The sequence below is a fragment of the Ruegeria sp. AG6 genome (genome assembly GCF_056541565.1).
In genome coordinates this window covers 53,754-67,658 of sequence record NZ_JBQFYQ010000001.1, presented here as the reverse complement: position 1 = coordinate 67,658, position 13,905 = coordinate 53,754, and the positions used below count along the sequence as shown (strand labels likewise).

Here is a 13,905-nt window from a genome sequence, read left to right as displayed (position 1 = left end):
AAACCCCGTCCCCCGCGAAGAGGATTTGGGGGGATGAGAGACATGACCGATACCGCACCAGTCGAGTTGCTGGTCTGTACCACCTGCCGTCGCGGCCTGCCTGTGGAAGATGACACGCAACGCCCGGGCGCTTTGTTACACAAGGCTCTGGAACAGGCGGACCTGCCCGACGGTGTCACCCTGAAAGCCGTTGAATGCCTGTCAAACTGTGATCAAGGCTGTTCGATCGTGTTGCGCGGGCCGGGCCGCTGGACCTTCGTGTATGAAAACCTGAACGAAACAGATCATGTCGACGTCATCGTCGACGGCGCGACCAAGTATCTGGCCACCGAAGATGGTTTGGTGAAATGGCGCGAACGCCCCGAACATTTTCGCAAGAACTGTGCCTCGCGCATTCCCCCCATTGGAGCCTGACATGTCGAACCTCGAAAAACTCCCCGTCACAGTGATCACCGGCTTTCTGGGATCGGGCAAGACCACTTTGGTGCGTCACCTGATGCAGAACCCACAGGGCAAGCGCCTTGCTGTCGTGGTCAACGAGTTCGGCGATGTAGGCGTCGATGGCGACATCCTGAAATCCTGCGCCATTCCTGATTGCCCGGCGGAAAACATCATGGAACTGGCCAATGGCTGCATCTGCTGCACCGTGGCAGATGATTTCATTCCCACCATCGAGGCCCTGATGGCGTTGGAGCCACGCCCGGATCACATCCTGATCGAAACCAGCGGTCTGGCCCTGCCGAAACCGCTGCTCAAGGCATTCGACTGGCCTGACATCCGCTCGAAGATCACCGTCGACGGCGTGATCGCCCTGGCCGATGCCGAGGCCGTGGCCGCAGGCCGCTTCGCGCCCAATGTCGAAGCAGTGGATGCGCAGCGCATGGCCGATGACTCGATCGACCACGAAACGCCCCTTTCCGAGGTGTTCAAGGATCAGATCTCGTGCGCTGACATCATCCTGCTGACCAAGCCCGACCTCGCCGGCCCCGAAGGCGTGGCCAAAGCGCGCGAGATCATCGCCGCCGAGGCGCCGCGCCCCCTACCCGTCGTCGAAGTGGCAGAAGGTGCCGTGGACGTGCGCGTTGTGCTGGGTCTGGAAGCCGCCGCCGAGGATGACATGGACGCCCGACCCTCGCATCACGACGGCCATCACGATCACGAGCATGACGATTTCGAAAGCATCATCGTCGAGCTGCCCGAGCAGACCGATCCGGCCCAACTGGTCGCCAATATCGAACGCCTGGCCAATGAACTGAACATCCTGCGCGTCAAAGGGTATGCCGCCGTTCAGGGCAAACCCATGCGCCTGCTGGTCCAGGCAGTGGGTGCCCGCGTGCGTCACCAGTATGACCGCCCGTGGGAACCCGGTGAAGAACGCCGTTCGCGTCTGGTCGTCATCGCCGAGCATGACGATATCAAAGAGGCGGAAATCCGCGAAATCCTCGTGGGTGTGCGTGAGGCCGCCGAGTAAGCCATGCACGTCGTCTTTCGCGAAAGCCACGGGCTCGAGGAAACCGAGACCCCAACCGATCTGGGCCAGAGCCCGGCGGACCTGGTGGTGCTGTCCTTTTCGGACAGCGACCTAGGCGCTTTCGCGGCGGGCTGGCATCGTGGTGGCGGACCGGAAGGGCGAATGCCGACCCTGCGGCTGGCGAATTTGACGGCTCTGAAACACCCGCTGTCGGTCGATACCTATGTCGAACAGACGCTTCAAGGCGCCAAGGGCATTCTGATCCGTCTGATCGGCGGGGTGCCCTACTGGGCTTATGGGTTGCAGCAGGTTCTGGCGCTGGCGCAGGCCAAGGGCATCGCACTGGCGGTGCTGCCCGCCGACGGGCGCGAGGACACGCGGCTGGATGACTATTCCACCCTGCCGGTCTCGACCCTGCGGCGTCTGGCGCATCTGTGCGATACCGGCGGCGAGGTCGCGGCACAGGCGGCGCTGGCGCAGATGGCTTTGGCGGCGGGGCTTTATGCCGGTCCGGTGATGGGCGCCAAGACCTTGCCCGAATGTGGCGTGTGGTGTCCGGATCGCGGCGTAATCCCGGTGGAAACCGCATTCGAAGGCAAGACCAAACGAATCCTCGTCACCTTTTACCGCGCTTACCTGACCTCGGCAGACACCGCCCCGATCGCAGCCCTGATCCGCAGCCTGCGCGCCCGTGGATACGCGGCGGTGGGCCTGTTTGCCCCGTCTCTCAAGGCGCCTGTAGCCGCCGAATGGTTGCGGGAACAGGTTGTTGCGCTGAACCCATCTGCCATTATCAACGCCACTTCGTTTTCGGGAAAAGGCGCGTCGGGAACGTCGCCTCTGGACGCTGCAGGCGTGCCGGTGTTTCAGGTCGCTCTCGCCACCTCGCGCCGCAAAGCCTGGGCCGAGGCGGAACGCGGTTTGTCCCCGGCCGATCTTGCCATGCATGTGGTACTGCCCGAGGTGGATGGACGGATCTCAGCAGGAGTTGCGTCTTTCAAGGAACCCGGAAAACGCGATCCGCATCTGGAATACGCGCGCTTTGCACACCGTCCCGAACCGGACCGGATCGAAGCGATCATCGACCGTGTATCGGGCTGGCTTGCACTGAACGACAAACCCAAGGCAGATCAGATTCCTGCGTTGGTCCTGTCCACCTATCCCGGCAAAGACTGGCAGATGGCCCATGCGGTTGGCCTCGACGCGCTGGCCTCGGCCCAGGCGATGCTGTCCGATCTTGACGAAGAAGGCTATGACATCGCGACTGGCGTGCCGATTGCCGACACTCTTCTGGACGCACGGATTTCGTGGTCGCTTGGGGATTATCAGGATGCGCTTGCGGAATTGCCCGAGACCCTGCGCGCTGATCTGCACACCGTTTGGGGCGCGCCCGAAGATGATCCGGCCTGTGCCGATGGGGCCTTCCATTTCACCGCGCTTCGGCGCGGCAAGGCGCTGGTCGCGCTGCAACCCGAACGCGGCACGCCCGAGCTGCGGGATGACGACTATCATGACCTCTTGCGCACCCCGCGCCACGGTTATGTCGCCTTCTATCTGTGGCTGCGCAAAGGGTTGGGTGCCGATGCGCTGATCCATATCGGCGCGCATGGAACGCTGGAATGGTTGCCCGGAAAATCGGTCGCCTTGTCTGCCGATTGTTGGCCCGAGGCGCTGATCGGCGATCTGCCTGTAATCTACCCGTTCATCGTGAACGACCCGGGCGAGGCCGCGCAAGCCAAGCGCCGGATCGGAGCCGTCACACTGGGCCACATCCCGCCCCCGATGAAGGAAAGTGGCACGCCGGATCGGATGGTGCGGCTTGAATCGCTGCTGGATGAGTTTTCGAACGCCGACGGGCTTGACCCCAAACGCCGCGACCGCTTGCAGGAAGATATCCGTGATGAGGCGCAGGCGATAGGGCTGGAAAGCGATCTCGGCCTCGATCAGGCTACCTGCACCGCCGAGGCCATCACCCGCATCGACCGCTTTGTCTGTGACATCAAGGAAAGCCAGTTTGGCAACGGGCTGCACATCTTTGGGCGCGTGCCCGAGGTGACGGGCAGTTTCGATCCGGCCCCTTCGGCCCACGCCGAACGCGACGCGTTGATTAAAACGCTCGAAGGCAAGCGGATTGATGCCGGGCCTTCGGGGTCCCCCTATCGTGGCCGGTCAGATGTTCTGCCCACCGGGCGGAACCTTTACACCACCGATCCGCGGTCGGTTCCGACCCGTGCGGCCTATGCTCAGGGTGTGAAACTGGCCGAGGAACTGGTGCGGCGCCATCTTCAGGAAGAAGGCGATTACCCGAAGGGGCTGATCATCGATCTGTGGGGGTCAGCCACCATGCGCACGGCGGGCGAGGAATTCGCCATGGCCTTGCACCTGCTGGGCGTCAAACCCGTGTGGGACAAAGGGTCCGAGAGGGTTTCCGGCATCGAGGTTCTGCCGATCACCGACCTGAGCCGCCCGCGCCTGGACGTGACCCTGCGGGTCTCGGGCCTGTTCCGGGATGTTTTCCCGACGCTGTCCGCTTTGTTTGGCCAAGCGGTTCGCGCATTGGCCGCGCGCGATGAAGCGACGGATTGGAACCCCTATGCCGGGCAGGCGCCGGCAGCGCGGGTCTATGGACCTGCGCCCGGAAGTTACGGCGTCAATATGACCGAACTTTCCGAAGTGTATACCGACGAGGCCCGTGCGCAGGCCGGTGAAGCGTGGCTAGAGGCCAGCTCTTTTGCATTGGAAGGCGAACACATCTCGCAGGACAAGGACGGCATCACCCAACGCGTTGCAAATGCGGACAGCTTTGTCCACTTGCAGGACCTGACCGAAACCGATCTTCTTTTGGCCAACGATTATGCCACGCACGAGGCAGGCTTTGCCGCCGCCAAGAAGATCGCCGGCGGAACCGCGCAGCTGTACCATCTGGACAACACCAACCCCGAAAACCCGCGTGCCCGAACTTTGCGTGAAGAAATCAGCCGAGTCGTCCACGCCCGTGCCGCCAACCCCTGCTGGATCGCCGGAATGCAACGCCATGGTTTCCGGGGGGCGGCCGAAATCGCGGCAACGCTGGATCATATGGCTTCTTTCGCGCATCTGTCTGGCACGGTCGCACCACATCTTTTTGACCTCTACCACGATGCCACTCTGGGCAACGAAGAGGTCGACGCGTTCCTGCAAGAGGCCAATCCCAAGGCGCGTCAGGCCATGCAGGACCGGTTTCGCGCGCTGCTTGAGGCCGGGCTTTGGAACACGCGCCGGAACTCTATCAGGGCTGATCTGGAGGGATTGAGATGAGTGCACCGATCGTTCAGGGCTGGTGCCCGGGCGCCCATCGTCCGATGATGTCCGGTGACGGTCTGGTCGTCAGGGTCAGGCCCCGGCTGGCGCGTCTGGACGCCGATCAGGCACTGGGACTGTGCGATCTGGCTGACCGCTTTGGCAACGGCTCGATCGATTTGACCAATCGCGCCAATCTGCAATTGCGGGGCGTGGAAGAGGAAGACCATCAGCCTCTACTCAAAGAGCTTGCCGCGCTGAACCTGCTGGATGCGGAACCCGGTATCGAAATACGCCGCAATATTCTGGTTACACCGCTCTATCAGGCGGGCGATTTGACTGCTCGGCTGACCCATGAACTGATTGACCGGCTTGCGGAGCTGCCGGCCCTGCCGGCAAAGTTCGGTTTTGCAATCGACACGGGCCCCGAACGTCTGCTGGCGTCGGATTCGGCTGATATTCGTCTGGAAACCAGTGCAGGCGGCCTGATCCTGCGCGCCGATGGCTGCGAAACCGGGCGGAGCGTGACCGAGACCGACGCCATTGACCACGTGATCGCGCTGGCGATGTGGTTTGCCGAAACCTACACGCCCGAGACACGCCGCATGGCGCGTGTCATCGACGCCCTGCCGCAGGAATGGCAAGGATGTGCGCCCGGTTCTGTTGGCGCAAAGCTTCAACCGGGCCCCTGTGAACTGGGTGCCCTTTACGGCGCGGCTTTTGGGTCGCTGCCTGCGCGCAAGCTGTATGACCTGATCGAGGACAGCGGCGCTTGCGCCCTGCGCGTCACCCCGTGGCGGCTGATCCTGCTGGAAGGCGGGGCGGCGATACCTGCCCCGGCCTTTGTCGAAAATGGAACCGATCCGTTGATGACCACCGACGCCTGCCCCGGCGCGCCGTTCTGCCCGCAGGCGCAGACCGAGACGCGCGACATCGCCCGGGCGTTGGCGTCGCGGGTGGCCGGACGCCTGCATGTTTCAGGCTGTAGCAAGGGATGCGCTCGCATGGGTCCTGCCGACATCACATTGGTGGGCGCAAACGGACGATTTGATCTTGTCAAACAGGGCCGCGCGGGGGATGAGCCCAGCCAACGCGGGCTCGACCCGGAAACACTCATGACTATGGACTTCACCTGATGCCCTATACATACGAAACCGATGGCGCGGCGATCTACAAGGAAAGCTTCGCCACCATCCGGTCAGAGGCTGATCTGGCCCGGTTTGATGCCGATGAAGAGCAGGTTGCCGTTCGCATGATCCACGCCGCGGGTATGGTCGGACTGGAAGAGTTCGTGCATTTCTCGCCCGGCTTCGTGCAGACGGCCCGCACTGCTTTGGAAAATGGCGCACCGATCCTGTGTGATGCGCGCATGGTCAGCGAAGGTGTCACCCGTTTCCGCCTGCCCGCCGACAACCAGGTGATCTGTACCCTGCATGACGAACGCGTACGCCCCCTGGCTGCCGAGATGAGCAACACCCGTTCCGCCGCTGCGCTGGAGCTGTGGCGGCCGCATCTGGAGGGCGCGCTGGTCGCCATAGGCAATGCGCCCACCGCACTGTTCCATTTGCTGAACATGCTGGAAGACCCGGATTGCCCGCGCCCTGCCGCGATCATCGGCTGCCCGGTTGGCTTCGTCGGCGCGGTGGAATCCAAGGATGCGCTGTGGCAGGCGCAACCGGTGCCATCCTGCATCGTCAAAGGTCGTCTGGGCGGCAGCGCCATCACGGTGGCGGCCATCAACGCCATCGCAAGCCGGGCGGAATGAAGATGGGCACCATATACGGTGTGGGCCTTGGCCCCGGCGACCCGGATTTGATGAGCGTCCGGGCTGATCGCCTGCTGCGCAATGCAAAGCATGTGGCGTATTTCCGCAAACCAGGTCGCAGTGGTCAGGCCCGCAAGATCGTCAACGGGATGATCCCTGAAGGCGCGGTCGAGTTTCCGATGGAATATCCCGTAACCACCGAGATCCCGGTGACAGACCCGCGCTACAACGAATTGCTGGCAGCTTTCTACGAAAACTGCACCGCCCATCTCAAGGCCCTGTCCGAACAGGGCGAGGATGTGGTGGTCTTGTGTGAGGGAGATCCGTTTTTCTACGGCTCGTTCATGCATCTATACAATCGGTTGCGTGACGAAGCTCCGGTCGAGGTTGTGCCAGCCATCACCGGCATGTCCGGTGCGTGGACGGCCACGGGCGATCCGATCACCTGGGGTGATGACGTGCTGACCGTGCTGGTTGGCACCCTGCCCGAAGAAACGCTGGCGGAACGCATGGCTCTGACCGATGCATTGGTCGTGATGAAAATCGGACGCAACATCGACAAGGTGAAACGCGCTCTGAAGACCGCTGGCCTGTATGACCGGGCGTGGATCGTGGAATATGCGCAGATGCCGAACCAGACGGTGACAAAGCTGTCTGAAGCCTGCGAGAAGATCACCCCGTATTTCTCGATCATCGTCGTGCACGGTCAGGGGCGGCGACCATGAGCGGTTGGGTCAAGATTGCCGGTCTGGGGCCGGGTGACGAGGCGCTTGTTACACCAGAAGTAACAGCCGCGCTGGCCGAAGCCACCGATGTTGTGGGCTATATCCCATATGTGGCGCGTATTGCCGAGCGCCCCGGCCTTACACTGCATGCCAGTGACAACCGGGTCGAAATCGACCGCTCGCAACACGCGCTGCAAATGGCTGCCGATGGCAAACGGGTGGTCGTTGTATCCTCGGGCGATCCCGGCGTGTTTGCCATGGCGGCGGCCGTCTTCGAAGCACTGGAAAACGGCCCTGCGGAATGGCGTGACCTTCAGATCGATGTGCTGCCGGGGATCACGGCGATGTTGGCTGCATCCGCGCGCGCGGGTGCCCCGATGGGACATGATTTCTGTGCCATCAACCTCAGCGACAACCTCAAACCATGGTCATTGATCGAAAAACGCCTGCGCCTTGCCGCACAGGCGGATTTCTCGATGGCCTTTTACAATCCCCGCTCGAAGTCTCGCCCGGAAGGCTTTGTAAAAACGCTGGAAATCCTGCGTGAAGAGTGTGAGCCCGAACGTTTAATCCTGTTCGCCCGCGCCCTATCGCGGGCCGATGAAGAGATGCGCATTTCGACACTGGCCGAAGCCACGCCCGACATGGCGGATATGCAGACTGTGGTGATCGTGGGGTCATCCCGAACGCGCGTCATCGAGCGCGATGGCGCACCCATCGTTTACACCCCTCGCTTCACTCCTGGTGAGGATTAGGGATGAGACAGCCAGTCCAGAACCTGTGCGACCTGCGAAAACTCGGTCCGCTTCGGCAGAACCGGGCGGTCGATCATCAGCACGGGCACGCCCAGCGCCCGCGCCGCGTCCAGCTTGGCGCGCGCGCCCGTGCCGCCTGCGTTCTTGGACACGACCAGCTGCGTCCCATGGCGCTGCATCAACGCCCGGTCGTCGGCTTCGGTAAACGGCCCTCGGGCGACGACCACCTCTGCGTTCGGCAAGGGCAGCTCATTGGGCGCATCCACCAGACGCAGCAAATAGCGATGCTGGGGCTGGACCGTGAAGTCCTCAAGGTGCATGCGGCCAACGGCAAGGAAAACACGCTGAGCATCGCCGGACAATGCGTCGACGGCGGCAGCGATGTCGGGCACATGACGCCAGACATCGCCGGGCTGCGACACCCAGGCCGCGCGGGTCAACGCGGCCAATGGCGCCCGCGTCGCGGCGCATGCCTCGATCGCGTTCCGACTCATCCGGGCCGCAAAGGGATGGGTCGCGTCCACGACATGGGTGATGGCATTCTCAAGGATATAGGCAGCCAGACCCTCCGGACCGCCGAAACCGCCGACCCTTACCGGCAAGGGTTGAGGACGCGGGTTTTCCACCCGTCCGGCGTAGGAATACACAGCCGCAATGCCTTGTTGCGAAACAGCTTTGGCCAGCGCGTTGGCCTCGGTCGTGCCACCAAGGATCAGGAGGGTTGTCATGTCTGAATCTCCGTGGCTGACCGTTCTGGGACTGGGCGAAGATGGGTTTGATGGCCTGTCGCCATCCGGCCGTCAAGTGCTGGACCGGGCCGAAGTGATCATGGGGCCGCCGCGCCACCTGTCATTGCTGCGCGAAACAGGGGCGGAGCGTGTCGAATGGCCTGTGCCGTTCTCGGAAGGTCTGCCGATCCTGAAAGGATTGCGTGGCCGGCAGACCGTTGTTCTGGCCTCGGGCGATCCGTTCTGGTTTGGCGCAGGCTCTGTCATTGCGCGCAATTTCGATGCCGGTGAATGGACCGCCCTGCCCGGCCAATCCACCTTTTCGCTGGCGGCTGCCCGGCTCGGCTGGCCTTTGGAAAGCACACTGACCTTCGGCCTGCACGCCGCGCCGCTAACCCGTTTGCGTCCTCATCTGGCACCGGGAGCGCACGCGATCCTGTTGCTGCGTGACGGAAAGTCCGTGGCGGAACTGGCACGGTATCTGACCGAGACAGGCTTTGCCGACTCGGCCCTGCATGTGATGCAGGCCCTAGGTGGCCCGCGCGAAAACATCAGAACAGTCACGCTGACCGAGGCGCTGTTGGGTACGTTCGACCATCCGGTCTGCGTCGGTCTGGAGGTTTCCGGTGCAGGACCTGCCCTTTCCAAGGCGTCTGGCAAACCGGACCACATCTTCGAGACGGACGGTCAGATCACCAAACGCCCGATCCGCGCCCTGACACTCTCGGCGCTTGCCCCGCAACGCGGCGAACATCTGTGGGATATCGGTGGAGGCACAGGTTCGATCAGCATCGAATGGCTGATGTGTGATCCGACCCTTTCCGCGACGTGTTTCGAGCCCCGTGCCGACCGGGCTGAGCGAATCCGCCGAAATGCAGATACGTTGGGGCAAGATCGATTGAATGTAGTACACGGAACCGCACCAGAAGCACTGTCAGGTGTCGGCCTGCCGGATGCCGTTTTCATCGGCGGAGGATTGAGCGCCAATCTGCTGGCGTGGCTGCGCGATGCGCTTCCTAAAGGCACACGCCTTGTCGCCAATGCGGTCACATTGGAAAGCGAGGCCCTGCTGGCACGTTGGCACGAAGACTTGGGCGGTGACCTGCTTCGGATAGAACTTGCACAATCAGCCCCGCTGGGACCAAGGCGCGGCTGGAAGTCCGCCTATCCGGTGGTGCAGTGGAGCGTGACGCTATGATCGTTGCTGGCCTCGGTTTCTCCTCTTCCGCGACAGCCGACAGCTTGCGTGAAGCGTTTGACGCGGCAGCCGCAAACCACGACGTCGCCGCCTTGGCAACCGTGGCCGACAAGGAAGGTCATTCGGCCCTGACATCCTTTGCAGAAGAGGTGTCTCTGCCCTTACATTTCGTTGCCGCAGGCGATCTGGCCGGTCAACGTACACTCACCTGCTCGAACCGCAGCCGCGCAACCTATGGCACCGGAAGCGTGGCCGAAGCATCCGCCTTGGCGGCCGCCGGAAAGCTTGTTGGCTCGGGCGCGCGGCTGCTTTCACCCAGACAGATTTCAGACGACCGGCTGGCCACATGCGCCATAGCCATCGGAGGACAAACATGACCGTTCATTTCATCGGCGCCGGACCGGGCGCCGCCGACCTGCTGACGCTGCGCGGGCGCGACATCATCGCATCCTGCCCCGTTTGCCTTTATGCAGGTTCCCTGGTTCCGGAAGAAATTCTTGGCCACTGCCCGGAAGGCGCAAGAATCGTGAACACCGCGCCAATGGATCTGGATCAGATCATGGCCGAGATCGAGGCCGCACATCAGGCCGGCCAGGATGTGGCCCGTCTGCATTCCGGCGACCTGTCGGTCTGGTCGGCGATGGGGGAACAGATCCGCCGCCTCAAGGAAATGGGCATCCCGGTCAGCGTAACCCCAGGCGTTCCGTCCTTTGCGGCGGCTGCGGCGGCTTTGGGAACCGAGCTTACTTTGCCCGGGCTGGCGCAATCCGTGGTTCTGACCCGGACGCCGGGCCGTGCATCTTCCATGCCCGAAGGCGAGACGTTGGAGAATTTCGCACGCACGGGGGCGACACTTGCCATTCATCTGTCGATCGGCAATCTGGACAATGTCATTGCCGATCTGACCCCGGCCTATGGGGCCGACTGTCCGGTCGCCGTGGTCTATCGCGCAAGCTGGCCGGATGAACGGATCATCCGCGCGACGCTGGGAACGCTCAAAGAGGCGCTGGATGACAGCATCTCGCGCACTGCGTTGATCATGGTCGGTCCGGCACTGGCGGGCGAAGGTTTCGACGAAAGCTGCCTGTATTCGAAAGATTACGACCGCCGCTATCGCCCGCAAAGCGCCGAGAGCCCCTGGTCAAGCTGGAGCCATGGTGATGATTAACCCTCCTGGCCTTCTGATCTCCGCACCGTCCTCGGGCACGGGCAAGACAACGGTCATGCTGGGCCTGTTGCGAGCGCTGGCCGAGGATGGCCTGACCGTTCAACCGTTCAAGAGCGGACCGGATTATATTGACCCCGCCTTCCACCGAGCAGCGGCTGGGCGGGCTTCGTTTAATCTTGACAGTTGGGCGATGGGTGACCCGCTGTTGAACGCAATTTCAGCTCAGGCCGAAGGTGCCGACATCGTGGTGGCAGAAGGTTCGATGGGTCTGTTCGATGGCGTGGCCAAGCCGGGTGAGTTGGGTCATGGGTCGAGCGCCGAGACCGCTGCACGGATGGGTTGGCCGGTTGTGTTGGTGCTGGATGTCGGCGGTCAGGCGCAATCTGCGGCGGCCACCGCGCTGGGGTTCAGGATGTACAACCCCGATCTGCCCTTTGCCGGCGTGATCCTGAACCGCTGCGCCAGCCCCCGGCACGAGCGCCTGACCCGGTTGGGGATGGAACGTGCAGGCCTGCCGGTTCTGGGTGTGCTGCCGCGCAGAGGCGATCTGACCCTCCCCGAGCGGCATCTGGGGTTGATCCAGGCCGTCGAACACCCGGATCTTGAAAGCGCCATCGTAGGCTATGCCGCATTTCTGCGCGAACATGTGGATCTCGAGGCGATCAAACGGGCGGCTTCCTCAGGCCCCATTGGGCCATCGTCAGACGCGCTGCCGCGCCCTCCGGCCCAGCGGATTGCACTGGCACGGGACGCGGCATTTTCCTTTACCTATCCACATTTGCTGGAAGGCTGGCGCGCAGCTGGGGCCGAGATCCTGCCCTTCTCGCCGCTGGCTGACGAAGCGCCGGCGGCGGATGCCGATCTGGTCTGGCTGCCCGGCGGCTATCCGGAACTGCATGCCGGGACGTTGGCTGCTGCCCAAACGTTCCTCGCGGGTCTGCGCAAGCACGCGGAAACAAGGCCTGTGCATGGCGAATGCGGTGGGTATATGGCGCTGGGTCATGCGCTGATCGACAAGGATGGCGTGCGGCATGAAATGGCTGGCCTGCTGGGGCTGGTGACGTCGTACCAAAAACGCAAATTCAACCTGGGCTATCGCAAAGCGGAACTCTTGGCCCCGATGCCGGGATTTGCACAGAATGCGGCGCTGCGCGGGCATGAGTTCCACTATTCCTCGATCGTGGATCAGCCTGACGCGCCACTCGCCCGTGTGTTCGATGCCGAAGGCGCAGAAGGACCTCAGACCGGCTCTATTCGCGGCAATGTCACAGGTACGTTCTTTCACCTGATTGCGGAGGCAACTGCATGAGCGGATTTGTGTCTTTCATCGGCTCGGGCCCCGGCGATCCGGAGTTGCTGACGTTGAAGGCCGTCAACAGGATGCAAAAGGCCGATGCGATTTTGTTCGATGACCTCAGCAGCGGGCCGATTCTGAGCCACGCGCGCGAAGACGCCGATCTTGTGGGCGTGGGCAAACGGGCCGGTCGCCCCTCGCCCAAACAGGACCATGTCAGCCGGTTGCTAGTGGACTACGCCCGGACCGGCCAACATGTCGTGCGGTTGAAATCCGGCGATGGCGGCATGTTCGGGCGGCTTGAAGAAGAGCTTGTTGCCCTTCGTGATGCGGGCATTGAATTCGAGATCATCCCCGGCATCCCGTCTGCGGTGGCTGCCGCAGCTGCCGCAGGTATCCCGCTGACGCGCCGTCTGACCGCACGGCGCGTGCAGTTCGTGACGGGACATGACGTCAGCGGCGCGCTGCCGGACGATCTGAACCTGACCGCACTGGCCGATTCTCAGGCCACCACCGTTGTATTCATGGGCAAACGTACTTTCCCGCTTCTGGCAGAAGCGCTGCATTCACACGGCCTGTCATTGGACACGCCTGCCCTGATGGCTGAATCTGTTTCGACCCCGGATCAAAAGCTGACGCGCACCACCATCGGTGCTTTGGCCGAACAGCTAAAATCCGAGATCGGCACGGCTCCGGCCCTGATCCTTTACGGGCCGCTGGCGGAGTTCGAAGATGATTGATCTGAGCCTGATTGGCATCGGCACCGGCAACCCGGATCACGTGACCTTTCAGGGCGCGCAGGCGATCCGGTCGGCCGATCTGATCCTGATTCCCCGCAAGGGCGAAAACAAGGCCGATCTGGCCGGGCTGCGTGAGGACATCATCGACCGGGTAACCGAGACACCGCCAAGGTTAGCCTATTTTGACATCCCAAGGCGCCGGGCGGACGATGGCTATCTGCGCGGCGTGGACGAATGGCACGACGCCATTGCGCTGCGCTGGCACGAGGCGATCGAGGCTCACCCGGGGGCGCAGCACATTGCTCTGCTGATTTGGGGCGACCCGTCCCTGTATGACAGTTCGCTGCGCATTGCGGCGCGGCTGGACCCCAAGCCCAACACCAGGGTGATTCCGGGCATCACGGCCTTGCAGGCTTTGACCGCGGCTCATGCGATCCCGATCAATGACCTGGGCGCACCCTATGTCGTGACCACCGGGCGTCGTATCCGGGATGAAGGCTGGCCTGAAACCGCTTCGAAAGTCGCCGTCATGCTGGACGGGGAATGCTCGTTCCAGTCCCTCAGGATGGCAGAGTATGACATCTGGTGGGGGGCCTATGTGGGCATGAAAGAAGAGCTGCTGATCAGCGGCCCTTTGGATCAAGTCGCGCAGCGGATCCTTGACACGCGCGCCCGCGCCCGAGCCGACCATGGCTGGATCATGGATATCTACGTGCTGAAGAAACGCGACGTGCAGCAGCGCGCGGCGAACACGGATTCGTGACTGCGCAGAACTCTCAAGT

General features: G+C 62.7%; 14 protein-coding genes. 13 read left to right on the top strand and 1 reads right to left on the bottom strand.

All coding sequences use genetic code 11. The features are described 5' to 3' along the window. The first annotated feature begins 42 nt into the window (after positions 1–42). Genes ACR0I0_RS00315 through cobJ form a run of 7 tightly spaced genes read left to right on the top strand, consistent with a single transcriptional unit; the run spans position 43 to position 7,995 of the window. Entirely contained in the window at positions 43–414 is a 372-nt protein-coding gene (locus ACR0I0_RS00315; RefSeq protein WP_171633608.1) for a DUF1636 family protein, read from the top strand. A 1-nt stretch (position 415) separates the two neighbouring features. After that, a complete protein-coding gene (cobW, locus tag ACR0I0_RS00310) occupies positions 416–1,471 on the top strand; it encodes a cobalamin biosynthesis protein CobW (RefSeq protein ID WP_480489757.1) in 1,056 nt (351 codons plus the stop codon). A 3-nt stretch (positions 1,472–1,474) separates the two neighbouring features. Then, positions 1,475–4,768, top strand: coding sequence for a cobaltochelatase subunit CobN (gene cobN / locus ACR0I0_RS00305; RefSeq protein ID WP_480489756.1), 3,294 nt, complete (start codon positions 1,475–1,477; stop codon positions 4,766–4,768). Next, a complete protein-coding gene (locus ACR0I0_RS00300; RefSeq protein WP_171633613.1) occupies positions 4,765–5,886 on the top strand; it encodes a cobalamin biosynthesis protein CobG in 1,122 nt (373 codons plus the stop codon). The genes cobN and ACR0I0_RS00300 overlap by 4 nt, the downstream gene beginning before the upstream one ends. Further along, positions 5,886–6,515, top strand: coding sequence for a precorrin-8X methylmutase (locus ACR0I0_RS00295; RefSeq protein ID WP_152457460.1), 630 nt, complete (start codon positions 5,886–5,888; stop codon positions 6,513–6,515). Before ACR0I0_RS00300 ends, ACR0I0_RS00295 begins: the two co-directional genes overlap by 1 nt. After that, positions 6,512–7,240: a precorrin-2 C(20)-methyltransferase gene (locus ACR0I0_RS00290; protein ID WP_171633615.1), complete on the top strand. Its 729-nt coding sequence runs from the start codon at positions 6,512–6,514 to the stop codon at positions 7,238–7,240. Before ACR0I0_RS00295 ends, ACR0I0_RS00290 begins: the two co-directional genes overlap by 4 nt. Then, entirely contained in the window at positions 7,237–7,995 is a 759-nt protein-coding gene (cobJ, locus tag ACR0I0_RS00285; RefSeq protein ID WP_480489754.1) for a precorrin-3B C(17)-methyltransferase, read from the top strand. The genes ACR0I0_RS00290 and cobJ overlap by 4 nt, the downstream gene beginning before the upstream one ends. Here cobJ and ACR0I0_RS00280 read toward each other — a convergent pair. Further along, positions 7,992–8,723, bottom strand: coding sequence for a cobalt-precorrin-6A reductase (locus tag ACR0I0_RS00280; RefSeq protein ID WP_209547195.1), 732 nt, complete (start codon positions 8,721–8,723; stop codon positions 7,992–7,994). The genes cobJ and ACR0I0_RS00280 overlap by 4 nt on opposite strands. Between ACR0I0_RS00280 and cbiE the strand changes: the two genes are divergently transcribed. Genes cbiE through cobF form a run of 6 tightly spaced genes read left to right on the top strand, consistent with a single transcriptional unit; the run spans position 8,722 to position 13,886 of the window. Continuing rightward, complete coding sequence (gene cbiE, locus ACR0I0_RS00275; RefSeq protein ID WP_480489752.1) at positions 8,722–9,921, top strand: precorrin-6y C5,15-methyltransferase (decarboxylating) subunit CbiE; 1,200 nt, start codon at positions 8,722–8,724, stop codon at positions 9,919–9,921. The genes ACR0I0_RS00280 and cbiE overlap by 2 nt on opposite strands. Then, positions 9,918–10,298, top strand: a complete 381-nt coding sequence (locus tag ACR0I0_RS00270; RefSeq protein ID WP_480489750.1) for a cobalamin biosynthesis protein — start codon at positions 9,918–9,920, stop codon at positions 10,296–10,298. The genes cbiE and ACR0I0_RS00270 overlap by 4 nt, the downstream gene beginning before the upstream one ends. Further along, positions 10,295–11,089, top strand: coding sequence for a precorrin-4 C(11)-methyltransferase (gene cobM / locus ACR0I0_RS00265; protein WP_171723587.1), 795 nt, complete (start codon positions 10,295–10,297; stop codon positions 11,087–11,089). Before ACR0I0_RS00270 ends, cobM begins: the two co-directional genes overlap by 4 nt. Continuing rightward, positions 11,076–12,398 (top strand): cobyrinic acid a,c-diamide synthase CobB, encoded by a 1,323-nt coding sequence (locus tag ACR0I0_RS00260; protein WP_480489748.1) that lies wholly within the window; start codon positions 11,076–11,078, stop codon positions 12,396–12,398. Before cobM ends, ACR0I0_RS00260 begins: the two co-directional genes overlap by 14 nt. Further along, a complete protein-coding gene (cobA, locus tag ACR0I0_RS00255; RefSeq protein WP_209833613.1) occupies positions 12,395–13,123 on the top strand; it encodes a uroporphyrinogen-III C-methyltransferase in 729 nt (242 codons plus the stop codon). Before ACR0I0_RS00260 ends, cobA begins: the two co-directional genes overlap by 4 nt. After that, positions 13,116–13,886: a precorrin-6A synthase (deacetylating) gene (cobF, locus tag ACR0I0_RS00250; protein WP_171633636.1), complete on the top strand. Its 771-nt coding sequence runs from the start codon at positions 13,116–13,118 to the stop codon at positions 13,884–13,886. Before cobA ends, cobF begins: the two co-directional genes overlap by 8 nt. The last annotated feature ends 19 nt before the right edge of the window (positions 13,887–13,905 follow it).

What these genes read in the sequence shown, in the direction of transcription:
- ACR0I0_RS00260 (WP_480489748.1), top strand. Translation starts at nt 11,076, where the DNA reads ATGGTGATGATTAACCCTCCTGGCCTTCTGATCTCCGCACCGTCCTCG.
- ACR0I0_RS00300 (WP_171633613.1), top strand. Translation starts at nt 4,765, where the DNA reads ATGAGTGCACCGATCGTTCAGGGCTGGTGCCCGGGCGCCCATCGTCCG.
- ACR0I0_RS00270 (WP_480489750.1), top strand. Translation starts at nt 9,918, where the DNA reads ATGATCGTTGCTGGCCTCGGTTTCTCCTCTTCCGCGACAGCCGACAGC.
- ACR0I0_RS00280 (WP_209547195.1), bottom strand. Translation starts at nt 8,723, where the DNA reads ATGACAACCCTCCTGATCCTTGGTGGCACGACCGAGGCCAACGCGCTG.
- ACR0I0_RS00290 (WP_171633615.1), top strand. Translation starts at nt 6,512, where the DNA reads ATGAAGATGGGCACCATATACGGTGTGGGCCTTGGCCCCGGCGACCCG.
- ACR0I0_RS00315 (WP_171633608.1), top strand. Translation starts at nt 43, where the DNA reads ATGACCGATACCGCACCAGTCGAGTTGCTGGTCTGTACCACCTGCCGT.
- cobJ (WP_480489754.1), top strand. Translation starts at nt 7,237, where the DNA reads ATGAGCGGTTGGGTCAAGATTGCCGGTCTGGGGCCGGGTGACGAGGCG.
- cobF (WP_171633636.1), top strand. Translation starts at nt 13,116, where the DNA reads ATGATTGATCTGAGCCTGATTGGCATCGGCACCGGCAACCCGGATCAC.
- cobM (WP_171723587.1), top strand. Translation starts at nt 10,295, where the DNA reads ATGACCGTTCATTTCATCGGCGCCGGACCGGGCGCCGCCGACCTGCTG.
- cobA (WP_209833613.1), top strand. Translation starts at nt 12,395, where the DNA reads ATGAGCGGATTTGTGTCTTTCATCGGCTCGGGCCCCGGCGATCCGGAG.
- cobW (WP_480489757.1), top strand. Translation starts at nt 416, where the DNA reads ATGTCGAACCTCGAAAAACTCCCCGTCACAGTGATCACCGGCTTTCTG.
- ACR0I0_RS00295 (WP_152457460.1), top strand. Translation starts at nt 5,886, where the DNA reads ATGCCCTATACATACGAAACCGATGGCGCGGCGATCTACAAGGAAAGC.
- cobN (WP_480489756.1), top strand. Translation starts at nt 1,475, where the DNA reads ATGCACGTCGTCTTTCGCGAAAGCCACGGGCTCGAGGAAACCGAGACC.
- cbiE (WP_480489752.1), top strand. Translation starts at nt 8,722, where the DNA reads ATGTCTGAATCTCCGTGGCTGACCGTTCTGGGACTGGGCGAAGATGGG.